Below are 21,290 nucleotides of genomic sequence, written 5' to 3' on the forward strand. Positions count from 1 at the left end.
GGCATCGCATCGATGCCGTGGCCGGATGAGGCCCTACCCGAGCAGTTCTGCCACGTGTGGCGCTAGCGCACGGAATGCTGCACCGCGGTGGGACAGTGCGTTCTTGGTGTCAGCGTCGAGTTCTGCGTTCGACAGGGTCTGTCCCTCACCCGCGAAGATGGGGTCATAGCCAAAACCGTGGTCGCCGCGCGGCTCACGCAGGAGGCGTCCGGGCATACGCCCTTCGCACACGACTTCCCGGCCGTCAGGCATGACCAGTACGGCGGCGCACACAAACGCGGCGCCCCGGTGCTCGTCAGGGATGTCAGCCATCTGTGCGAGGAGCAGGTTCAGGTTGTCCTGATCCGCACCATGCTTTCCCGACCACAGCGCGCTGAAGATACCGGGTGCGCCGCCCATGACGTCCACGGAGATGCCGGAGTCGTCGGCAATAGCAGGCAGTCCAGACGATGCCGCGAGGGCACTCGCTTTGATCAGTGCGTTCTCAGCGAAGGAGGTGCCGTCTTCCACCGGCGACGGCGCGCCCAGGTCCCCGGCTGACGCCACGGACTCACGGTCCAGGCCTGGGACTTCCTTCGCCAGAATCGCCCAGATCTCGCCTACCTTGTGGGCGTTGTGGGTGGCGATGGCGAGGCGCGCCATTAGCGCACCGGGCCTTCCGGGGCGTCGAGAGCGGCATTTTGCAGGCGGGTCAGTTCGGCGTTGCCTGCGGTGGCGAGGGCCAGCAGTTCGTCGAGCTCGGCCTTGGAGAACGGCGCACCCTCGGCGGTGCCTTGAACTTCCACGAAGCCGCCGGTGCCGGTCATCACCACGTTCATGTCGGTTTCGGCCCGGACGTCTTCTACGTAGGGCAGGTCAAGCATGGGGACGCCATCGATGATGCCCACGGAGATCGCGGACACGGAGCCGGTCAGCGGCGAGGCGCCGGGCTTGATGAACCCCTGGGCGCGGCCGTAGGCGACAGCGTCGGCGAGCGCCACGTAGGCGCCGGTGATGGCAGCGGTGCGGGTGCCACCGTCGGCGTCCAGCACGTCACAGTCGAGGACGATGGTGTTCTCACCGAGTGCTTTGACGTCCACGACGGCGCGTAGCGAGCGGCCGATCAGGCGGGAGATCTCCATGGTGCGTCCGCCGATCTTTCCCCGCACGGACTCACGGTCGTTGCGGGTGTTGGTGGCCCGCGGAAGCATGGCGTACTCGGCCGTCACCCAGCCCTCGCCAGAGCCCTTCTTCCACCGCGGCACGCCTTCGGTGAAGGACGCGGAGCACAGGACGCGGGTGCCACCAAAGGTGACCAGGCATGAGCCTTCTGCATTGCGCTGGAACCCTCGTTCGAAGGAGACGGGTCGGAGCTGGTCGGGACGGCGCCCATCGGCGCGAGTGATGTCGCTCATGTGTACGAGCCTAATGGCCCGCGCGGCTACACCTGGATGTGCTGGCCTGGCCGTGCGAGAGACACATCACCGGCGAAGGTCGCGGTCGCTTCTTCGAGCACGCTGGCGCAGTCGGTCCACGGGGGAACGTGGGTGAGCAGGAGGCGGCCGACACCTGCCTGCTCCGCAGTATGTCCTGCATCGCGCCCCGTCATATGCACCCCTGGCTCCACGTCATAGGTGGTGAGGTAGGTCGCTTCACAGATGAACAGGTCTGCTCCTGCCGCCGCGACTTCGAGCCCATCGCAGGTGTCGGTATCACCGGAGTACGTCACTACCGCAGTGGAGCCGGGGCGCACAGACGACGGGCCTTCCACGCGCAGTGCGTATGCAGGAACCGGGTGACGGACCGCCTCACAGGTGATGAGCAGCGGACCGATGCGCGCCTCCCCTGACGCTTGCCACACCACCGGGTGAAGCACGTCAGAGTTGTCGGTGGTGCCCCGCAACTGGTTGATGCGCGTGGAGGCGCCAAAGGGTGCGTAGACGGTGACGGTGGACTGACCCTCCGGGTGGTACTTGAGATAGACGTGCAGGTCGGCAAGGTCGGAGCAATGGTCGGGATGCAGGTGGGTGACCGCCACAGCATCCAACTCCCGCGGGTCGCAGTACTTCTGCAACGCCCCCAACGACCCGGACCCCAAGTCAAGGGCCACCCGCCAGGTTTTCCCGTCCACGTCATCGGCCTCAATGAGGTAGCACGACGCGGGCGACGCAGGGCCGGGCACGGAACCGGAACACCCGACAACGGTGAGCCGCATCAGCTCAGCCGTTCCACAGTCGTGACGACGGGCCCCAGAAACCGTTGAGCAAGGGCCTCGAACCGGGTGGTTTCCCCGGTGGCGGAGAACCGATGCACGGGATCGCCGACGGGGGCACGTTCGAGCCCGTGAGCGGTCAGGGCGCGGTACACGTCAATGGCCGTCTCCGTCGCCGAATCCACCAGAGTGACCTCCGGACCCATGACGTAGCCGATCGCACCCAAGAGCATCGGGTAGTGCGTGCATCCCAAAATGAGGGTGTCGACCTGAGCCTCTTGCAGCGGCGCCAGATACTCGCGGGCTACCTCAATGACGTCCGGCCCCGAGGTGATGCCAGCTTCCACCAGTTCCACGAAGCGCGGGCAGGCCTGCGAATACACCTGGATGTCAGGAGCGGCAGCCAAGGCGTCGTCGTAGGCGCCCGATGTCACTGTTGCCGAGGTACCGATCACCCCCACCCGGCCCGACTTCGTCAAGGAGGCCGCGCGGCGTACCGCCGGCACAATGACCTCCACGACAGGCACCCCGCGTTCACGGGAGAAACGCTCGCGCGCATCCCGCAACACGGCTGCGGAGGCCGTGTTGCATGCGATGACCAGCATCTTGACACCCTCATCTACCAGGGAGTCCATGATGTCGAGTGCATGCTGGCGCACCTCGGAGATCGGCAGTGGCCCGTACGGCCCGTACGCCGTGTCCCCCACGTAATGCAAAGACTCGTGCGGCAACTGGTCCATGATGGCGCGCGCTACCGTCAGACCTCCTACACCGGAGTCGAACACACCAATGGGCGCGTCAGACATCGTCACCACCTTTCGTGTCATCACCATCATGGTGGGAGTCGGGCTCCTGGTCCGGGAACGACAGCGCATCAAGCAAAGACTCTTGCAACCAACCCAAGGACTCGTACACCATTCCCCACCACAAGCGCTGGGCAGCTCCCTCATCCGTGGGGGCCTCTTCCGAGTCGATCGCGGTCGCGATGCTCATGCGCAGCAGTTCGGCATCGTCCTCCGTGCTGACGCCAAGTCTGCTGGCCAGCACCAACCGCACGTCGGTGAGCGCCGCAGCAGTGGGAAGTGCCTCGTCGAGCGAGACGCGCCATTCGGACTCTTCCGCGCTTAGCGCTTCCCACATGCGCTTCAGACGAGCGACCTTGAGGTTGCGCATGTCGTGCTCGGTGAGCCGGCGAAACTCTTGGGCGAGGGCGTCATCGTCTTTGGAGGCATGCGGCAGCAATGCCAGCACGGCGGGGTCGTGGGGAGTCTCGACGCTGTCCGCGATTCCGGCGAGCGACTCCCTGATCATGTCCTCGTCAGACGGTGGGCCAGTCCCCTGGGCGGAAGTGTCACCGTCGTTCGATTCGCTGAAGTGCTCCGCCCCCAACAGCACGGCGACATCGGCAATCAACGTCGCCACTACATCGCGTTCCTCACCATCGAGTCGAGCGACAGCCGCCTCGCCATCAACGACGAACGCTCTCACGCGTCGCTCCGCTGCATGGTGGCATGAAGGCCATACGAATGCATCGCCTGCACGTCGGCTTCCATTTTCTCTCGCGTACCCGAACTCACCACGGACTTCCCGTCATGGTGCACTTCCCACATGCGCGCCTCAGCCACTTCTTGAGTGAACCCAAAGTAGGTACGGAACACGTGGGTGACATACGTCATGAGATTGACGGGGTCGTTCCACACGATCGTCACCCACACATCGTCCACCAGGGTCGCGACAGCGGCCTCGAGTTCGCGTTCTTCCTGGGTCGACACAGGTCTAGCCTACGGGTTGACGCCGACGACGCTCAGGAGCGCGCCAGGCGACGATCAGTCGCCCTCAGGACCGAAGGCAGCGTCCAGAATTTCCTTGCATTCCGGACACACGGGGAATCGCTTGGGGTCACGACCGGGCACCCACACCTTGCCGCACAGCGCAATCACGGGGTCGCCGGACAGTGCCGACTCCATGATCTTGTCCTTCTTCACATAGTGAGAGAAGCGTTCAGCATCGCCGGGCTCGACGAGCTCCTGCTGCTCGACCCGCTCGATCGTGGCGGTGCCGCCCTGCGGCTGGGTCTCGGACTGCGGTGCAACGGGCTCACTCATACTGGACAGTCTACGCGGCGGCCGCTGAGACAACGCTGGTTCACGTGACCGCGCCGATGAGTCGGCCCGAGCGCCGGTCGTAGAGCGCGCCCGCAACCCTCGCTCCCCACACCAACGCAAGTGCACCGATCACCACGCCAGTGACCAGTGCGACCCACCCCCATCCGCTATGGACCGTCAATGCGAGCACCAGCGGCACGGTCACCAACGGCAACACCACCAGCATCCCCAGCGACGAGACCACCTGAGCCAGCAAACTCGCGCCCAGCGACCCAACTTCCGCCCCAAAAGGGTTCTCCCCAGGGCCAGGCGCCCGGTACGGAAACACCACCGCACACACCGCCGACACCCCCAACGTCGCTCCCAGCGTGCCGGCAGCGGCCCCCACCAAGCCAGGCGCATCGGCCCATCGCCCGCTCCACACCAGCACCCCGAGCACTGCCACTCCCGTGGCAGGAGCCGCCCAGATCAGCACCGCTTGGAGGCGCCCCATCATGATGTCGCGGCCACGCGAACCCGACACGATGTCGAGCCACAGCCCGGAGGAATCCAAAGCAACGTCGTTGTGACGCCCCCACCCAATGGACGATGCCAACAACAGGGGCGCAGCGAACGCCCACCTAGGGTCAAGACTCAGCACGGGCATGAGGATCGCGAAGAACACCACGGGAAGCGCCACCACCCCCAGCGCAGCAACGATGTACCGCGCATCCGTGGACCACGAAATCAGCATGCGCGAACGCACGGCCCGCATAGGGCCAGACGCACGCCACCACCCCGAGTTGTTTTCCCCGGCACCTGCCATGACCGCATCAACGCGGCGCTGGCGACCCCCGCCGCGATGCACGGGGTGAACCAGGGCGTGCGCAATGGAGTCCTTCCAGGCCAACGCCAACAGCACCGCGGTTCCCGCCACCACCAGTAGCCGCCACACCGCACCCCACGCGTCTCCTGCCGCCCACACCGCCGGGGCCTGCATGCCAGCACCCAGCGGGGTTCGTCCCAGCCACTCCCCCAGCACCGGCACGGTGCTTTCCAGGCCGCTTTCCAGGCCGTCCCGCAACACCAGCCACGTCACCGAACCCACGACGGCCACCCCGAGCCCGATCGCCAGAAACAACAGCACCCGGGTACGGCGTTCATTGACTGCGCGCGAACTCCACGCCACTGCCACACGGGCGCCGAGCACCATCGTGGCCACCGTCAACAGTCCCCCCACGACGGCAACGGCCTGCGTCCAGCCGGACTCGTATCTCCAGGCGCCTGAAAGAACGGTGAACACCAGCATGAAGAACAGCGCTGGAACCGTCAGAAAGGCCGCGATGATGAGACCCGGAGCGATACGGCGAGCGTCCACTCCCAGGGTGGCGAAGCGGCCGGGGTCCAGGGTGTCTTCCAACCCAGTCACCAACAGCGGCACCACCATCCATCCCGCGGTGCAGACTGCGGCAAAGATCACCAGGATCGTGCCGCGCACATCGGACGTCTCGAAGCCCAGCCACGTTTGTGCCCAAAAAACCATGGGGACCAGCGTCAACGACCACACGGCCCCACCGATGAGCAGCAGCGCCCGCCACCATTCGCGGCGCAGTTGGTGCGCCACCGTGGTGAACTTCAGTTTCAGGATTGTCGCAACCACGACAAGTCCCGTTGATCTGACACATCCCCCACGAGTTCCACGAATCGGTCTTCGAGGTCGCGCCCAGCACGCACCTCGTCCAGCGTTCCGGATGCCAGGATCTGTCCGTGCCCGACGACCGCGACGTGGTCACACAAACGCTCCACGAGCGCCATCACGTGACTCGACATCACGACGGTGCCGCCCGAGGCCACGAACTCCTGCAGGATGCGTCTGATCGCTCCGGCGGAGACGGGGTCGACCGCTTCGAAGGGTTCGTCGAGCACCAGCACCCGCGGCGCGTGAACCAGGGCACACGCGAGGGAGATCTTCTTGGTCATTCCTGCCGAGAAGTCCGTGACGAGCGTGGCTCCGGCGTTGTCAAGATCCAACGCGGCGAGGAGGTCGTCCCGGCGCTGCTTGACGGTGGCTTTGTCGAGCCCACGCATGAGCCCGGCATAGCTGATGAGTTCCCCGCCGGTGAGGCGATCAAAGGTGTGCAGCCCGTCCGGCAGGACCCCGACCAGTGGCTTCGCTTGGGCGGGGTGGCGCCACATGTCGATGCCGTGGATGAGCGCGGTGCCCGTGTCCGGTTCCAAGAGCCCTGTGGCCATGGACAAGGTGGTGGTTTTGCCGGCGCCGTTGGGCCCCACCACCCCATAGAACGAGTGCGTAGGGATGTCGAGGTCGACTCCCGCAACAGCCACCGTGGCGCCGAATCGCTTGGTCAGTCCTCGCAGCGACATCGCGGCGACGGGTGCAGTTGCGGGCGAGCCCATGTGCCTACCCCGCCGCCAACACTAGATATGCGGTGTATCCCAGCCACCCGGAGACCAGCACGGCGCCCTCAAGCCGGTTGATGCGACCGTCGGCCTTCCACCTGAAGCCCATGACCACGAGCACCACCGTGAACGTCATCAGAATGGGGAAGTCTCGCGTCAGCAACTCGTTGCTCACGACCGCGGGGTGGATGAGTCCCGCGATGCCGACCACGCCGAGCGTGTTGAAGAGGTTGGAGCCGATGACGTTGCCCAGCGCGAGGTCGTTCTCGCCCTTGCGCGCGGCCGCGATGGCGGAGGCGAGTTCGGGCGCCGAGGTTCCGATCGCCACGACAGTCAGGCCGATGACGAGGTCCGACCAGCCGAGCGACTCGGCGATCTCCACGGCACCCCACACCAGCAGACGCGAGGACAGCACCAGCAGCACCAGGCCCACGAGCAGCCATATCCAGGCCGCCTTCTTGCTGATGGGGTGCGCGGACGCTTCCTTCTCTACGTCAGCCTCGAGCGGGTCTCCTGACTTGCCCCGTGCGCTCATGATCTGCCAGACGATCAGCGTGACCAGCATGAGCAACATGGCGCCGGCGTCGCCCGAGGACAGCTCGCCGTCGCTCATCAGCAGCCAGGCCGCGGCGGTCACCACGATGAGCAATGGCAGCTCTGTCCGGAGGATTCCTCGCCTGACGATGATGGGGAGGATCAGCGCGGTGGTTCCCAAGATGAGGCCGATGTTCGCAATGTTCGAGCCGAAGGCGTTACCGAGTGCGATTTCAGGGGCGCCGTCTGCGGCGGCGAAGGCGGACACCACCATCTCCGGCATCGACGTTCCAAAACCGATGACGAGCATTCCGATGAGCAGCGGCGCCATACCGAGGTAGCGGGCGACCGCCGATGCGCCGAGGACGAACTTGTCTGCGCTCCAGGCGAGCGCTGCGAGGCCTGCGAGGGCGGCAAGGATGGGGACCAGCATGACGATAAGCGTAATGGCGCGGATATTGCCGCCCTCGCGGCTTTCCCCCGTCCGAGGGGTTTCCTTCTAACCTACGGTCCCGTAGGGTGGGCGGCACGCGCACCGAGCGCACCCGGACACTCGGCTGAGAAGTCGGACACACGCCAACCCAGGAGAGGCATGCCTTCGACTCCTACGCACGATGCGCCCCGCTACCCCGTCAACCACATCACCCACCGCTTCACCGATCTCGCGGCCACCATCCGCGAGATGGGCCTGCTGGAACGCGCTCACTCGTTCTATGTGGGCTACGCGGTGGCGCTGACCGTAGCGCTGGGAGCGCTGGTGACCGGTTTCGTGCTGCTCGGCGACTCGTGGTTCCAACTACTCATTGCCGCCGGATTTGGACTCTTCTTCACTCAGGTGGCGTTCCTGGGCCACGAAGCCTCCCACCGCGCCGTCTTCGCCAAAGGGCCAGCTAATGACCGCTTGGGCAGGGCGCTCTCCGCATTCGTCGTGGGCGTCTCTCACCAGTGGTGGATGACGAAGCACTCTCGCCACCACGCCAACCCGAACAAGCGAGGCGCGGACCCCGACATCGAGAAGGACACCATTTCCTTCCTTGAGGAAGACGCACGCGAGGCGCGCGGACTCATCAAGTGGATCACCGTGCGTCAGGGCTGGCTGTTCTTCCCACTCCTCACCCTGGAGGGGCTCAACCTGCACTACCGCTCGGTGGCGTCGCTGGTAACCCAAGGCACTCGTCGACAGCGCTGGGTGGAACTGCCGCTGATCGCGGCACACTTCGCCGTCTACCTGACGCCGGTGTTTCTGTTCCTGCCGCTGGGCATCGCCTTCGCCTTCGTCGGGGTGCAGCTGGCCGTCTTTGGCGTCTACATGGGCGCCAGTTTTGCGCCCAACCACAAGGGCATGATGATTGTGGACCCCGACGTGAAACTCGACTTCCTTTCCAAGCAGGTGCTGACCAGCCGCAACATCAGCGGAGGCTGGGGCATGAACATCCTGCTGGGCGGGCTCAACTATCAGATCGAACATCACCTGTTCCCCAACATGGCTCGGCCTCACCTCGCACGTACCCGGGAAGTGGTGCGCGAGTACTGCGCTACCCACGACGTGCCCTACACGGAAACCACGCTGATCGAGTCCTACGGCATTGTCATCGCCTACCTCAACCGCGTAGGTCTGGCGGCACGGGACCCGTTCGACTGCCCTGAACGCGTGGCGATGGGCAGGTAATCGCCCTCGTTCGAGCGGAATTTGCCACACTAAAGAGATTGCATACAGGCATGCATGTATTGTGTCCATGAACACTGTTCATGGAGGGGAACATGACCGCACGCATCTCGAAGACGAGGGCGGCCGTAGTGGCCGCGCTCAGTCTGCTACTGACCACGGCAGGACTCCAGGTTCTGGCACCCAGCGCACAAGCAGTCCAACTGCCCAACGGGCTCGTCGGGATCTGCACCGACGCCTCAGGCTCTGGCACCTACACCGGCCACATCGCTGGCTACGCCGGTAGCGGCGGAGCCATCACTGTTCCCGGCACCATCACCGACGACGGCAACACCTGCCCCGTCACCCTGATCAACGCGTGGTCGCTCCACGACAAGGGGATCACCTCTGTCGCTTTGCCATCTCAGGTCACCGACATTGGCAACTACGCCCTCAGCGGCAACCCGCTCGAGTCCATCACCTTCAACGGACCCGTGTGGGTCAGTGCCGCAAGCATCGCACCGTCCAAGCCGGGGCACACGTTCACCGGCTGGTTCACGGCCCCGACCGGCGGCGCTCAAGTGACGTGGTCAGGACAAGCCCCTGCAGGGACCATGTACGCCCGCTATGAAGTCAATCAGTACACGACAACGTTTAACTTCAGCGACGGCGGCACCACGCCCCAACAGTCGGCGCAGTACCCGTACCTCACGTCCTACACAGACATCACCCTGCCTGCAGCCCCCGCGCGTCAGCACTACGTGTCTGAAGGCTGGTACACGCACCCCACCGCGGGCTTTCCCGTCACGAGCGGCGGCACCGTCTACGGCAACACCACGTTCTACCTGCGCTGGACTGCCGCCCAGTACAACGTGACTTTCGACGCCAATGGCGGCTCGGCTGTGGCATCGACCACCACCACGTACCCCGAGGCTCTCTCCTCCCCCAACTCGACGCGAGACCACTACACACTCGCAGGCTGGGAGACGTCCGGTGGAACCCTGTGGAACTTCTCCGACCCCATCGACGCTGACATGACACTCACCGCACGGTGGACGCCAGACGTCTACGGCGTAACGTTCGACTCCGCAGGCGGGAGCGCGGTCGCGGGCCAGAACATCACGTTCCCCGGCACGGCCACGGAGCCTGCCGATCCGACGCGCGACCACTACTCCTTCGATTACTGGGCTTCTGCCGGCGGCGCGGCATGGGACTTTGCCACGACCGTGACCGAGCCCCTGACCCTCACCTCGCAGTGGATCCCGGACATCTACACGGTCACCTTTGACAGTGCAGGCGGAACACCCGTCGCGGACCAGTCCGTGACCTACCCCGATACCGCCACGGCGCCGCCGGTGCCATCACGCGCGGACTACGTTTTCACCGGCTGGGTCGACAGCTCCGACACCCCGTGGGACTTCGCCACCACCGTGACCGACGACACCGCACTGACCGCAACCTGGACCACGGCACATGTCAGCGATGCTCATTTCACCTACACCGCCGATCCCGCGTCAGGGACATTCACCGTGACGGGGCTCACCCCCGAAGGTGCCACGCAGTCCGAGCTGATGGTTCCCGCAACCATCACGGTGGGGGCCCAGAACTTCGCGCTGCGCTTCTTTGCCAACCACCTCTTCGCGCCAGGCTCCCCCATCGAGGCAGTCCACCTTCCAGACAACTCCCACGTGCGAGTCGACAACCTCCACCTGGGCCAACTCGACCGTGAGCATCACACCTTCGACGGTTGGTGGATCGCTACCGGCCCTGCCAGCGCGTTCGAGAGTCCGTTGAGCGCCTACTTCTCGACAACCCAGGTGCACTTTCTCACACACTTTGGTGTTGAGCCGCGGTTCGAGCCCAGGTTCACGCCGCACACCTACACGGTGACGTTCGACTCGGCTGGCGGCTCGGCAGTGGCCCCGCAGGACGTGACCTACCCAGCCCCCGCATCGGCACCTGTAGCCCCCACGAAGGATCACTACACGTTCTCCGGTTGGTCCGACGCGGCTTCCCAGCCGTGGACCTTCCTCAGCATCGTGACGGGACACACGCTGCTGACCGCGCAGTGGACGCCTGTCGAGTACACCGTGACCTTTGACCCTGCCAACGGCACCGCCCCGTGGGCAGCTACCGCTGCCTACCCGGCGCCGCCCGCTGAGCAAGCGACACCTTTCCTCAGCGGTCACACGTTCTCCCACTGGGAGCTCGCCGACGGAAGCGTGTGGGACGCCAGCGCAACAGTGAGCGAAGACCTCGCCCTCACCGCCGTGTACACGGAGAATGAGCGCATTCTTCGCGGCCCTTCCTCAGCCACGCAGGGCGAGCAGATCACGCTCACCGGCAACGGCTTTGACCCCTACGAGACCATCGCAGCAGAGTTGCACTCCACGCCAGTCTCGCTGGGACGCACCACGGCCGATGCGTCAGGCACCTTCACGCTCGCCGTCACCATTCCGGCGGACACCGCGCCGGGAGACCACACGCTGGTACTCACGGCCGGGTCAGGCACGGCGGAGCAAGCGTTCACTGTCACCGCAGCACCGACGGCTGAGTCTGCGGATGGCGAGACCACCTCTGATGGCGGCTCTGACACGGGGGCAAGCGACGCCCCGGCCGGTGCGCAACAGCCCGCACTCGCCAGTACGGGAGCCGCACACACGCGCACACTCGCGTTCGTGGCCTTCCTGCTCCTCGCAGCAGGTGCCGCTGCGCTGATCATCCGCCGCAAGGCCTAACCCCGCTCATCCCCGCACCTGGGCGGTCTCCTACGAGGTCACCCAGGCTGCGGCATACCTCAACCACGATCGTGACTCTTGCACACCCCAACCAAAGGAACCCTATGAAACTCGCGAAGCGAACACTCATGGCGGGGATCGCCCTGGGCGCGGCAGGCCTCCTTGCTGCCGCACCTGCCTCCGCAGTGACCGACACCGGGGGCGCCTACACCTTCGACGTGAACCCTGACAACACGGCGACCGTGACCGGATGTGTGGGTTATCCCTGTCCATCGACGCTCTCCATCCCGGAGAACGTCAATGACGGTACCGACACCTATGTCGTCACCGCCATTGCCGACCAGGCCTTCTACTACGAGTACGCCACCTTGGTGACGATCCCCGACACTGTCCAGAGCATCGGCGCCGAGGCCTTTCGGTACAACCAGTTCGACTCGATCGACTTGCCCGACTCGCTCGTGACACTGGGTGCCCGTGCGTTCGCCAACAACGCATTCACGGACATCACTATCCCCGCGTCGACCACAGTCATCGGGGAGGGTGCATTCACATCACAAGGCTTCAACCTGGAGACAGTCACGTTCGAGGCGCCCTCTCAGCTGACCACGATTGGTCCCAGCGCCTTCTCCGGCGTTGGCCTGTCTGGTTCCGTTGTCCTTCCGGAGTCGGTCACGTCGATCGGTTCCTACGCGTTCTCCTCGAACGCCATCGAGGATTTCACGTTCCCGTCAACACTGACGGCCATCCCCACCGGCGTTCTCACCGAGAACCCCCTCGGGGCCGGCGCGTCATCAACGATCGACATCCCCAGCACCGTCACCACCATCGGCGACAGTGCTTTTTACTCCACCGGTGTTGGGCCCACGGTCGACCTCCCCGACTCACTTTCATCCTTGGGTGTCTCAGCGTTCACCAGCAACGCTTTGACATCCGTCGCGATCCCCTCTGGCCTGACGTCCATCGCGACAGACGCGTTCTATGACAACGACATCACCCACCTCACGATCCCGTCGCACATCACCGAGCTGGGGACATACGCGTTTGGCAACAATCCCCTCGTCACGGCCACGTTCTTGGGCGATGAACCTGTCATGGGAGTGGAAGCACTGCCGACCTCCTGGTTCCCCGAGAGCGGCTTCACCCCGGCAACGGTGACATTCAACGTGGGCAACACCGGGTTTGGCAGCCCCACGTGGAGCCCGTACGGGGCGCTGGACTCGACCGCCTACCCCACCTCACCGGTTGCGACCGTCACGTTCAACACCAACGGCCAGGGCACCGCGCCTGCTGACCAGGATGTGCCCGTGGGCGACACGGCGACGGAACCAGCACCGTTGACCGCCACCGGCCATGACTTCCTGGGGTGGTCCACCGATGCGGCCGGTACGTCGCCGTGGAACTTCGCCTCAGATACAGTCAGCGGTCCCACTACTCTGTACGCCCAGTGGGAGGGCAGCAGCTACGACATCACGTTTGAGTTCGGCCACGGGCTCACGGCTCATGTGACCACAGTCGACCACGGCATGACGGCGACCGCTCCCGTCGCACCGTTCGTCTCCGGCCACCGTTTCGAGGGCTGGCTGCTGTCCGGAGCCGCCGCTGACTTCGCCGCACCCATCACATCGGCCCTCACGTTCGAGGCTGTCTACACCACAAGCGACTACAGCCTGAGGCACCGTCAACCGCTCAGGCAGGTGCGCAGATCGCCGTGACCGGTGCCGGGTTTGACCCGGGTGAAACGGTGACGGTTGAGCTCCACTCCACCCCAGTGACCCTCATGACAGTGACGGCCGATGCCAGCGGTGCGTTCGCCACTCAGGTGACCATCCCTGCCGATGCAAGCGCCGGTGACCATTCGCTGGTCGCGACAGCGGTGAGCGGCAGTGCGTCGTCCCCGGTAACGGTTGAGGTACTGGCAGAGCCCAGCCCCGATGCCACGGCTACCCCTGACCCTTCGCCCACTAGCGACGGCGCAGGTAGCGGCACCGATGAAGGAAGCAGTCAGGATGCCGGCCAGGACACTCGCTCCGGGGAACTGGCGGCGACGGGCGCGAGCAACGTCACCGGACTGCTGTCGATCGCGGTCATGGCGCTGCTTGCCGGTGCCGTGCTCGTCTTGGTCAGGCGCCGGGTGTAGACCGGCTTCCTCGCTTATGCGGGGAACAATGACTCGATCAACGCCACCTGGTCGGAGGAGGGACGCCAATGCGAGGATTTCGCATTCTGCGTGACCTGCTCCGGCCGGGTGGCTCCCGCGATCACCGACGACACCCCGGAATGCGACAGGAACCAGCCGAGCGTCGCTTCCAGCATCGTCACTCCCCAGTCGTCGCACAGGGCCTGGAATGCCTCCATGGCGTCCCAGTCGGCGTTTTGTGCAATGTGGGGGCGAACCTTGGCGATGCGGGAGTCTGCGGGCATGTCCGTGCGGGTGAACTTGCCGGTGAACAGTCCGTTGGCGAGCGGGAAGAACGGCAAGAAGCCTGCGTCGATGTCGTGCGCGGTGGAGAAGCGTCCGTCCTTTTCGACGCCGCGGGCGATCAGGCTCAGTTCATCCTGACTCGAGACGAGGCCCGGCAAGGAGCGAGACTTGGCCGCGGCATCGGCTTCCCGCAGTTGTGCGGCAGTGAACTGCGAGACGCCATACGCGCGAATCTTGCCTTGCTCCACCAACTCCGCGAGCGCGCCGAGCGTGTCCTCAATGGGGACAGAGGGGTCGGGCTGGTGCTGCTGGAACAGGTCCACATAGTCAGTCTGAAGACGGGTGAGCGAAGCGTCGAGCGATGCGCGGAGGTACTCGGGAGATCCCTTGGGGCCGATGCTGTCCAGGGGCGTCGCGACCTCGGTGTAGCCGAACTTGGTGGCGAGGATCACCTCGTCACGGCGGCCGCGCAGCGCAACGCCCATGAGGGTTTCGCTTTCGCCCCATTCGCGGCCATACAGGTCCGCCGTGTCGAGGAAGGTGACGCCTGCGTCGATGGCGGCGTCCAGCACCGCTGTGGTCCCTTCCTGCGTGATGGACACGGTGCCTTCGCGCCCAAAGTTGTTGCACCCCAGTCCCATGGCGGACACGGTGAAGGGAGCGGAGCCAAGTCGTCGCTGTTCCATGAGGTCCACCGTAACCGGCGCATCGCCCCGGCCCCACTTCACTGCCAGGGTGGGACTCCACATCGCTCCGGACGCATGAGTCCGCTAAAGTGTGTGCTGCATGCAGGAACGCTGCATACAGAGACACCAAGGCCGCCGCGAACGCTGAGGGATCGCGGCGGCCTTAGTGCTCACCTAGACAGGGATGAAATCGTGGAGATGGCGGGAATCGAACCCGCGTCCGCATGTACAACGACAGGTCTTCTCCGGGCGCAGTCTGAATAAACAGTGTCTCGGACCCGCACGACTTTCAGACAAGCTGTGCGATAGCCCCAGTCGTCTAAGAGTCCCCCACCGCCCGACGACATGGCGATGGAGCAAGTTCCCTAGATGACGCCAGGAACCAGGACGGGAACTAGCCTGGGCTGACGGACTTCGGGGCTCGCTTAAGCAGCGAGGGCGAAGTCGGTGCGCTTGGAATCGGCACCTATTGGTTTGTCACGGGCGTTAACGAGATAACGTGACGTCCTCGGCCCGCTTCCCCTGAGGAAAGCACACACGTCGAAACCGATCATCCCCTGTGCAGTTGTCCTTCTATTGTACGCACCACCACTGCGCCGGTAAACGCCGTGGCAGGCCGATGCTCTTAGGCCATGTCTCCCAGCCCCAGGAGCACCGTCCACACCCATTGGGCGGCTTCCAGCGCTGGCGGCCGGTCGTCCATGGACAGCCATGCCCCAATGACGCCGATGATCGAGCCGGCTACGCCAGCAGCGACCACGTGTGGGGGCACATCGATCGAGTGGACGCGTTCGTCCTGCGCGGCAGCGATGATCGCCTGGTGCAGTTGCTCGCGCAGGCGCGACAGGACCACGCCGTAGCCGGGCTCGGTGAACACGCGGCGATACAGATCCGCGTGGGCTTCGATGTGGAGCAGGAACTCCACCAAGACCGTGGGGGCACGTTCCGCGGCAGGGTCAATGCCGTCGATTTGGGCGCCGGCTTCGGCGGCGACCATGTCGAGCGCATCGGCGAGCAGGGTCTCCTTGTCGGAGTAGTGCTGATAGAAGGTGGAGCGGTTGACCTCGGCACGTTCGGCGATGTCGGAGACACTGACATGGTCGATGCCGCGCTCGCGGGCAAGGCTGAACAACGCCTCTTGCAGGCGGCGGCGTGTCCTCACGATGCGGGCGTCCATGCGGCCATTGTGCCTGGCGCGCAGCGAAAGCACCAACCGTTAACCGACAGTTGTCGAAAAACTCCTCGCGGCGGGGTTAGACTTACCGTCTGGCACTGTCGCCACCTGCCCTGCACCCCACCCCCGAAAGGCTCAGACGTGGCCAACTTCCTCTTCCGGCTTGGACGCGGGTCCGCCCGCAAGCCGTTTATCGCGATTGTCGCGTGGATCGTCGCACTCGCGGCCTCCGTCGGCGCATTCCTCGCGTTTGGCGGCACCCTCACCGACTCCTTCTCCATCCCTGGCACGGAGACCCAAAAGGTCACCGACCAGCTCTCGCAGGAGCTCGAAGGGCTCGACGGCGCCACCGCGCGGATCGTCTACCAGTCTCAAGATGACGTGGAACTCACCTCTGATCAGCAACAGCAGATCTCAGAGTCGCTCGCTACTGTCGCCGAGTTCGAGTCAGTCTCCGCCGTGATCGACCCGTTCGCGACCACTGCACAGCTCGAGGAACAAGCCGCTCAGCTCGCCGCAGGTGCCGAGCAAATCGAAACCGGCCGCGCGGAACTTGACGCAGGCCAGGAACAACTCGACGCAGCCGCAGCAGAAGCGCAGGCAGGTCAAGAGCAGTTGGATGCCGGCCAGGAGCAGCTCGATGCCGCCATCGCTCAGGCGCAGGAAGCAGGCCAATACGAGGCTGCCAAGGCTCAGTTCGACGCCCAGCAGGCAGAACTCGACACGCAACAAGAACAGCTCACCGCAGGACTCGAAGAACTCGCATCCCAGCAGGCACAGATCGACGCCGGCTACGAAGAACTCGCCGCATCCGAAGAGCAGCTCGCACTGGGCCAGCAGCTCGCTGACAACGCCGCGACCGTGCGTGCAGTTTCCGAAGACGGCACGACCGCGCTTGGTGCAGTCACCTTCGTGGACGACATGCTGACCTTGCCGCAAAGCGACAAAGACGAAGTGATGGAGTCCATCGAAGCGGCACCGCTCGACGGCGTCGACGTGTACTTCTCCTCCGAGATCGCCACCGCGGTGGACGGAATCCTGGGCGTAGGCGAAGTCATCGGTGTGTTTATGGCGCTCGTCGTACTGTTCGTCATGATGCGCGTGGTGTGGCCCGCCGTCACACCGATCATCACCTCCGTCATCGGCGTCGGCGTCGGCGTGACCGCCTCGCTCTCGCTGTCCGGCACGCTCGACATGTCCTCCGTGACCCCCGTGCTCGGCGTCATGCTGGCGCTCGCGGTCGGCATTGACTACGCGCTGTTCATCATCAACCGCCACCGCACCAACCTCAAGCGCGGCATGGAAGTGACCGAGTCGATCGGCCTCGCCAACGGCACCGCAGGAAACGCCGTCGTATTTGCTGGCTCGACCGTGCTCATCGCGCTCTTGGCGCTCAACGTCACGGGCATCCCGTTCATCGGCGTCATGGGCAATGTGGCGGCATTCTGCATCTTCATCGCCGTCCTGGTCGCGATCACCCTGGTGCCCGCCGTCTTGGGACTCATCGGCACTAAGGCCATCTCGCGTCGTTCGCGAGACAAGATCGGTCAGCCCATGGAGCCTGAGGCGCCCTACACCCCCATCAAGACCGGCCAGGCATGGCTTCAGGTCGTGGCCGGTGTGGTGATTCTGGGCATCATCGCCATCCCCGCAGCATCCATGCGCTTGGGCCTTCCCGGAGGAGACCAGGAACTCCCCGACTCCACGCAGTACCAGGCGTACACGATCATTGACGAGAAGTTCGGCGAAGGCCTGAACGGCACCCTCATCGTGACCGCGGATCTTGCGGAAGCCGTCACCGAAGAGCAGGTGCTCGCCACTCAGGTGGAACTCGAGAACGTGCTCATGGAGAACGACACCGTTGCCGCGGTCGCTCCCGCAGGCGTCTCCGAAGACATGGACTTCATGGCGTTCCAGGTCATCCCCACGGAAGGCCCCAACGCGGAGTCCACCGAGGAACTCGTGCACGCCATCCGCGACCTGTCACCTCTGGAGGACGGCACGGAGCTCGGCGTTGCTGGCACCGCATCCGGCAACATCGACATCTCCCAAAAGCTCGCGGATGCACTTCCCGTGTACCTCGCGGTCGTCGTGGGGCTGTCCCTGATCATCCTGATCGTGGTGTTCCGCTCCATCCTGGTCCCCGTGATGGCGACCCTTGGATTCGTGCTGTCGCTGTTCGCAGCCTTCGGCGCCGTCACCGCCGTGTACCAGTGGGGCTGGCTCAGCGACATCTTCGGAATCCACGCACCCGGCCCCATCCTGAGCTTCCTGCCCATCATGCTGACCGGAATCCTGTTCGGTCTCGCGATGGACTACCAGCTCTTCATCACCTCAGGAATGCGGGAGGCCTACGTTCACGGCGCCAACGCCCGTGAATCCGTTGTCGCCGGAATGCGTCACGGCCGCGCAGTCGTGGCTGCGGCCGCCATCATCATGGCGTCCGTCTTCGGCGGCTTCATCTTCTCCCACATCACGATGATTCAGCCCATGGGCTTCGGCCTGGCCATCGGCGTGCTGTTCGACGCGTTCGTGGTCCGCATGCTGATCATCCCGTCGCTCATGCACATCGTGGGTGAGGGCGCCTGGTGGATGCCCAAGTGGCTCGACAAGATCCTGCCCAACGTGGATGTCGAAGGTTCGGCGCTGGAACGTGAGCACCCGCTGCCCGTCGCGGCGGCACCTGCAGCGGACAGCGACACGACAGCCCCCGCAGCCGACACCACCGACACGGGCGACTCCACCAAGTAGCCCGCCCCGGCATCGGACCTCAGCGCCCGGTCTCCCCTCCGGAGGCCGGGCGCTGTTGCGTCCACGCGTTAGGGTCACATCATGGATTCCCTGCTGGACGATGTTCGCCGCCTCCTGCCCCCACGGCACACCCAGGTGTGGGTCGCGATTGCCAAGGACGGCGCAACGGCCAGCCGCACCTACGGGGTCGACGCCGACGCGGACGGCGAGATCGGCTCCATCACCAAAGGCCTCACCGGACTGCTGTATTCGCAGGCACTCGCACGGGACGAGATTGACTCCACGACCCGGCTGGGCGACCTGTTGGACTTGGGCAACTCCCCTGCCGCACATCTACTGCTCGGGGACGTGGCCATCCACCGTTCCGGACTTCCGCGGCTCCCCCGCTTCGATCGCGACAAGCCCATGCGGGCACGCGTGAAAGCAATGAAGAAGGACGGCACGGACCCGTACGGCGACAGCCTTGACGAATGGCTCGCCTACGCACGCGCCACGCGACTCAAGCGGGCGCGCTACCGGTACTCGAATCTGGGCTACTCACTGCTGGGGCACGCGCTCGCAGGGGCTGCAGGCCAGCCGTATGCGGCGCTCCTGGACACGCGCGTGCTGCGGCCCGTGGGCATGCACGAGGCGTATGTCGCAGCCTCCTCGACCGACCTTCGCACCACGGCCGTGGGCGGCGTATCGAAGAAGGGCGTGAGCCAGTCGGCCTGGACCGGTGAAGGCATCGCCCCCGCCGGCATGGTGAGGGCTGGCGCGGACGACCTCGAAGCACTGCTGCGGGGCCTCGCCGGCATCACGGAACTTCCTGGAGCCGATGCGCTGGAACCCCTCGCGAAGGCTCAACCTCCGTCCCTGGTGGGGGCCGCATGGATGACCACTCCCGCACGGGGACGCACCATCACCTGGCACAACGGGATGACGGGCGGATTCGCGTCGTTCGTGGGTGCAGACCGGGAAGCCGGAACTGGTGTCGCAGTGATGTCCGCGGTCGCGTCAGATGTGACCCACTACGGCTTTGCGGCGATTGACTCCGTACTGGCATAGACGCCAGGCACGTGAGACGTGCGACCGTACGGGCCTCCCACCACGGTGTAGGCGATTCCCAAGACCACCAGGCCACCCACCAGGTTTCCTAGCCCCACCCACACCAGCATGGTGCCAAAGGCGGACCACGACACCGTGACGGTGCTGGCACCCACCAGCCCCAAACCAAAGACCGTCATGTTGGCCACGACGTGCTCAAACATCGACGCGATGAAGCCAAAGACGCCCCAGAAGATGATGATGGCTTTGGCGGCCTCACTCTTCACACGTGATGCCGCCCAGATCGCACCGCACACCAGGATGTTGCACATCACCGCGCGGAAGAACATCTCCGTGGGCGTGAAACTCATCTTGAGGGTCAAGGCCCCGTCCAACATTCCCTGCGTGTCTGCGTGGGTGAAGATTCCCGCCATCTTCAACACCCAGGCCAATCCCAGCGAACCCAGCAGGTTCCCCAGCAAGATCGCGCCCAGAGTCCAGGTGGCCTGCCACCACGAAACCACCCGCCGCATCGCCCCCATCGGCAGCGCCATCATCGCGGAGGTCGCCAGCTGCCCGCCGGCGAACACGACAAACGTCAGTGCGATCGCGAAGACTGCGCCGGACACGAGGCGCGTGGCCGCTGACCCCTGCATGAAGAAGGAACCGGCCGCGGAGAACATCACGTAGACGCCAGCACCCACCCACATACCTGCGAGCATTCCTGAGATCAGGAAGCGCCAGGGGTGGTTGCGCGCCTGATGCACCTTGTCGGCCGCGTCCCGCGCCTGATTTTCTACAGCATCGGTGATGGAGAGCATGGAGAAAATGTAGAAGCCCCATGCGTCCGGGATGAGGGCCTTTGGTCCGGGGACGGACTCACGCCACCGTCACGGGCGCTGCGACAGCCACGGGTACCACTACCGGAACCGCGACAGGCACCGGAGGGCGTCTACGCGCAGGTCAGTCGTGGCGGCGCAGGCTCATGGCCCGCTGCGCCTCGCGGTTGTCCTGCTTCTCGCGCAAGGTCTGACGCTTGTCGTAATGCTTCTTGCCTCGACCAATACCAATCTCAATCTTGACGCGCCCCTTCACGAAGTACAGCCGCAGCGGCACAATCGTGAAGCCCTTTTCGCGAGTCTTGATCAAGAGTTGGTCGATCTCCGCATGGTGCAGCAGCAGTTTGCGCTTGCGACGCGGCGCGTGATTGGTCCAGGTTCCTTGCGAGTACTCGGGGATGTGGACGTTGTCCAACCACGCTTCACCGTTCTCGATGTACACGTAGCCGTCCCCGATCGAGGCGCGGCCAGCACGCAGCGCCTTCACCTCGGTACCACGCAACACCAGACCCGCCTCGAAGGTGTCGTCAATGAAGTAGTCATGGCGGGCCGAGCGGTTGCTCGCAATCACCTTGAGCTCCTCAGGCATGGCGCACCTCCTAACCTCACACGTCTTGCGTCACATGAAACAGCCCGCACCACCACGGCACGGACGGGACTTACGAGTCTAGGCGATGTGCGCGGGCGTCATGCGCGGGCAGCAAGCGAGCCGTCCCTGACCACACTCCCGGTGCTCGACGGCGTGTCCGGGCGGACTCGCCGGCGGTTCGGTGCGTGAC

At 64.9% G+C, this 21,290-nt stretch carries 20 protein-coding genes and 1 other RNA gene; 6 read left to right on the forward strand and 15 right to left on the reverse strand.

Annotated elements, in window-relative coordinates:
* Positions 1 to 33: 33 nt before the first annotated feature.
* The 10 genes from rdgB to ON058_RS09070 are packed head-to-tail and all read right to left on the reverse strand — an operon-like array spanning position 34 to position 7,663.
* Positions 34 to 642, reverse strand: coding sequence for an RdgB/HAM1 family non-canonical purine NTP pyrophosphatase (gene rdgB, locus ON058_RS09025; RefSeq protein ID WP_274668712.1), 609 nt, complete (start codon positions 640 to 642; stop codon positions 34 to 36).
* The gene (gene rph / locus ON058_RS09030) at positions 642 to 1,394 is read right to left on the reverse strand and encodes a ribonuclease PH (RefSeq protein ID WP_274668713.1); all 753 of its coding nucleotides are present in this window, start codon (positions 1,392 to 1,394) and stop codon (positions 642 to 644) included. The genes rdgB and rph overlap by 1 nt, the downstream gene beginning before the upstream one ends.
* 26 nt (positions 1,395 to 1,420) lie before the next feature.
* Entirely contained in the window at positions 1,421 to 2,194 is a 774-nt protein-coding gene (locus tag ON058_RS09035) for an MBL fold metallo-hydrolase (RefSeq protein ID WP_274668714.1), read from the reverse strand.
* Positions 2,194 to 2,997: a glutamate racemase gene (gene murI, locus ON058_RS09040; protein WP_274668715.1), complete on the reverse strand. Its 804-nt coding sequence runs from the start codon at positions 2,995 to 2,997 to the stop codon at positions 2,194 to 2,196. The genes ON058_RS09035 and murI overlap by 1 nt, the downstream gene beginning before the upstream one ends.
* A complete protein-coding gene (locus tag ON058_RS09045) occupies positions 2,990 to 3,679 on the reverse strand; it encodes a DUF2017 family protein (protein WP_274668716.1) in 690 nt (229 codons plus the stop codon). The genes murI and ON058_RS09045 overlap by 8 nt, the downstream gene beginning before the upstream one ends.
* Positions 3,676 to 3,963 carry an ATP-dependent Clp protease adapter ClpS gene (clpS, locus tag ON058_RS09050; protein WP_274668717.1) on the reverse strand — a complete coding sequence of 96 codons (288 nt, stop codon included), beginning with the start codon at positions 3,961 to 3,963 and terminating at the stop codon, positions 3,676 to 3,678. Before clpS ends, ON058_RS09045 begins: the two co-directional genes overlap by 4 nt.
* Positions 3,964 to 4,017: 54 nt before the next feature.
* Positions 4,018 to 4,296: a DUF3039 domain-containing protein gene (locus ON058_RS09055; protein WP_274668718.1), complete on the reverse strand. Its 279-nt coding sequence runs from the start codon at positions 4,294 to 4,296 to the stop codon at positions 4,018 to 4,020.
* 40 nt (positions 4,297 to 4,336) lie between these two features.
* Complete coding sequence (locus ON058_RS09060; RefSeq protein ID WP_274668719.1) at positions 4,337 to 5,935, reverse strand: hypothetical protein; 1,599 nt, start codon at positions 5,933 to 5,935, stop codon at positions 4,337 to 4,339.
* Complete coding sequence (locus ON058_RS09065) at positions 5,917 to 6,693, reverse strand: ABC transporter ATP-binding protein (RefSeq protein WP_274668720.1); 777 nt, start codon at positions 6,691 to 6,693, stop codon at positions 5,917 to 5,919. The genes ON058_RS09060 and ON058_RS09065 overlap by 19 nt, the downstream gene beginning before the upstream one ends.
* A 4-nt stretch (positions 6,694 to 6,697) precedes the next feature.
* Positions 6,698 to 7,663 carry a calcium/sodium antiporter gene (locus ON058_RS09070; protein ID WP_274668721.1) on the reverse strand — a complete coding sequence of 322 codons (966 nt, stop codon included), beginning with the start codon at positions 7,661 to 7,663 and terminating at the stop codon, positions 6,698 to 6,700.
* A gap of 159 nt (positions 7,664 to 7,822) precedes the next feature.
* On the opposite strand from ON058_RS09070, the gene ON058_RS09075 reads away from it, so the two are divergent.
* The 4 genes from ON058_RS09075 to ON058_RS09090 all read left to right on the forward strand — a co-directional run bounded on the left by ON058_RS09075 (position 7,823) and on the right by ON058_RS09090 (position 13,750).
* Entirely contained in the window at positions 7,823 to 8,899 is a 1,077-nt protein-coding gene (locus tag ON058_RS09075; RefSeq protein ID WP_274668722.1) for an acyl-CoA desaturase, read from the forward strand.
* A 92-nt stretch (positions 8,900 to 8,991) separates the two neighbouring features.
* On the forward strand, positions 8,992 to 11,613 hold the full coding sequence (locus tag ON058_RS09080) for an InlB B-repeat-containing protein (RefSeq protein WP_274668723.1): 2,622 nt from the start codon (positions 8,992 to 8,994) through the stop codon (positions 11,611 to 11,613).
* 104 nt (positions 11,614 to 11,717) lie between these two features.
* On the forward strand, positions 11,718 to 13,325 hold the full coding sequence (locus ON058_RS09085) for a leucine-rich repeat protein (protein ID WP_274668724.1): 1,608 nt from the start codon (positions 11,718 to 11,720) through the stop codon (positions 13,323 to 13,325).
* Positions 13,322 to 13,750: an LPXTG cell wall anchor domain-containing protein gene (locus tag ON058_RS09090; RefSeq protein ID WP_274668725.1), complete on the forward strand. Its 429-nt coding sequence runs from the start codon at positions 13,322 to 13,324 to the stop codon at positions 13,748 to 13,750. Before ON058_RS09085 ends, ON058_RS09090 begins: the two co-directional genes overlap by 4 nt.
* 14 nt (positions 13,751 to 13,764) lie before the next feature.
* On the opposite strand, the gene ON058_RS09095 is transcribed toward ON058_RS09090, so the two are convergent.
* From ON058_RS09095 to ON058_RS09105, 3 genes are all read right to left on the reverse strand, one after another.
* The gene (locus ON058_RS09095; protein ID WP_274668726.1) at positions 13,765 to 14,721 is read right to left on the reverse strand and encodes an aldo/keto reductase; all 957 of its coding nucleotides are present in this window, start codon (positions 14,719 to 14,721) and stop codon (positions 13,765 to 13,767) included.
* A 190-nt stretch (positions 14,722 to 14,911) separates the two neighbouring features.
* Positions 14,912 to 15,279, reverse strand: a transfer-messenger RNA (tmRNA) gene (gene ssrA, locus ON058_RS09100).
* Positions 15,280 to 15,346: 67 nt separating this feature from the next.
* Positions 15,347 to 15,898: a TetR/AcrR family transcriptional regulator gene (locus ON058_RS09105; protein WP_274668727.1), complete on the reverse strand. Its 552-nt coding sequence runs from the start codon at positions 15,896 to 15,898 to the stop codon at positions 15,347 to 15,349.
* Positions 15,899 to 16,036: 138 nt separating this feature from the next.
* Between ON058_RS09105 and ON058_RS09110 the strand changes: the two genes are divergently transcribed.
* Together ON058_RS09110 and ON058_RS09115 are read left to right on the forward strand one after the other, a co-directional pair.
* Positions 16,037 to 18,646 carry an MMPL family transporter gene (locus ON058_RS09110; protein ID WP_274668728.1) on the forward strand — a complete coding sequence of 870 codons (2,610 nt, stop codon included), beginning with the start codon at positions 16,037 to 16,039 and terminating at the stop codon, positions 18,644 to 18,646.
* A gap of 81 nt (positions 18,647 to 18,727) precedes the next feature.
* Positions 18,728 to 19,693: a serine hydrolase gene (locus ON058_RS09115; RefSeq protein ID WP_274668729.1), complete on the forward strand. Its 966-nt coding sequence runs from the start codon at positions 18,728 to 18,730 to the stop codon at positions 19,691 to 19,693.
* Here the strand turns inward: ON058_RS09115 and ON058_RS09120 are convergent.
* Positions 19,657 to 20,493 (reverse strand): formate/nitrite transporter family protein, encoded by an 837-nt coding sequence (locus ON058_RS09120; protein ID WP_274668730.1) that lies wholly within the window; start codon positions 20,491 to 20,493, stop codon positions 19,657 to 19,659. The genes ON058_RS09115 and ON058_RS09120 overlap by 37 nt on opposite strands.
* A 142-nt stretch (positions 20,494 to 20,635) precedes the next feature.
* Positions 20,636 to 21,100 (reverse strand): SsrA-binding protein SmpB, encoded by a 465-nt coding sequence (gene smpB / locus ON058_RS09125; RefSeq protein WP_274668731.1) that lies wholly within the window; start codon positions 21,098 to 21,100, stop codon positions 20,636 to 20,638.
* Positions 21,101 to 21,290: the final 190 nt, after the last annotated feature.

It is taken from the genome of Demequina sp. B12, assembly GCF_028823635.1.
Classification (GTDB): Bacteria; Actinomycetota; Actinomycetes; order Actinomycetales; family Demequinaceae; genus Demequina.

Coding starts and splice junctions, on each gene's coding strand:
- rdgB (WP_274668712.1), bottom strand. CDS start 642: ATGGCGCGCCTCGCCATCGCCACCCACAACGCCCACAAGGTAGGCGAG.
- rph (WP_274668713.1), bottom strand. CDS start 1,394: ATGAGCGACATCACTCGCGCCGATGGGCGCCGTCCCGACCAGCTCCGA.
- ON058_RS09035 (WP_274668714.1), bottom strand. CDS start 2,194: ATGCGGCTCACCGTTGTCGGGTGTTCCGGTTCCGTGCCCGGCCCTGCG.
- murI (WP_274668715.1), bottom strand. CDS start 2,997: ATGTCTGACGCGCCCATTGGTGTGTTCGACTCCGGTGTAGGAGGTCTG.
- ON058_RS09055 (WP_274668718.1), bottom strand. CDS start 4,296: ATGAGTGAGCCCGTTGCACCGCAGTCCGAGACCCAGCCGCAGGGCGGC.
- ON058_RS09065 (WP_274668720.1), bottom strand. CDS start 6,693: ATGGGCTCGCCCGCAACTGCACCCGTCGCCGCGATGTCGCTGCGAGGA.
- ON058_RS09070 (WP_274668721.1), bottom strand. CDS start 7,663: ATGCTGGTCCCCATCCTTGCCGCCCTCGCAGGCCTCGCAGCGCTCGCC.
- ON058_RS09075 (WP_274668722.1), top strand. CDS start 7,823: ATGCCTTCGACTCCTACGCACGATGCGCCCCGCTACCCCGTCAACCAC.
- ON058_RS09080 (WP_274668723.1), top strand. CDS start 8,992: ATGACCGCACGCATCTCGAAGACGAGGGCGGCCGTAGTGGCCGCGCTC.
- ON058_RS09085 (WP_274668724.1), top strand. CDS start 11,718: ATGAAACTCGCGAAGCGAACACTCATGGCGGGGATCGCCCTGGGCGCG.
- ON058_RS09095 (WP_274668726.1), bottom strand. CDS start 14,721: ATGGAACAGCGACGACTTGGCTCCGCTCCCTTCACCGTGTCCGCCATG.
- ON058_RS09105 (WP_274668727.1), bottom strand. CDS start 15,898: ATGGACGCCCGCATCGTGAGGACACGCCGCCGCCTGCAAGAGGCGTTG.
- ON058_RS09115 (WP_274668729.1), top strand. CDS start 18,728: ATGGATTCCCTGCTGGACGATGTTCGCCGCCTCCTGCCCCCACGGCAC.
- ON058_RS09120 (WP_274668730.1), bottom strand. CDS start 20,493: ATGCTCTCCATCACCGATGCTGTAGAAAATCAGGCGCGGGACGCGGCC.
- smpB (WP_274668731.1), bottom strand. CDS start 21,100: ATGCCTGAGGAGCTCAAGGTGATTGCGAGCAACCGCTCGGCCCGCCAT.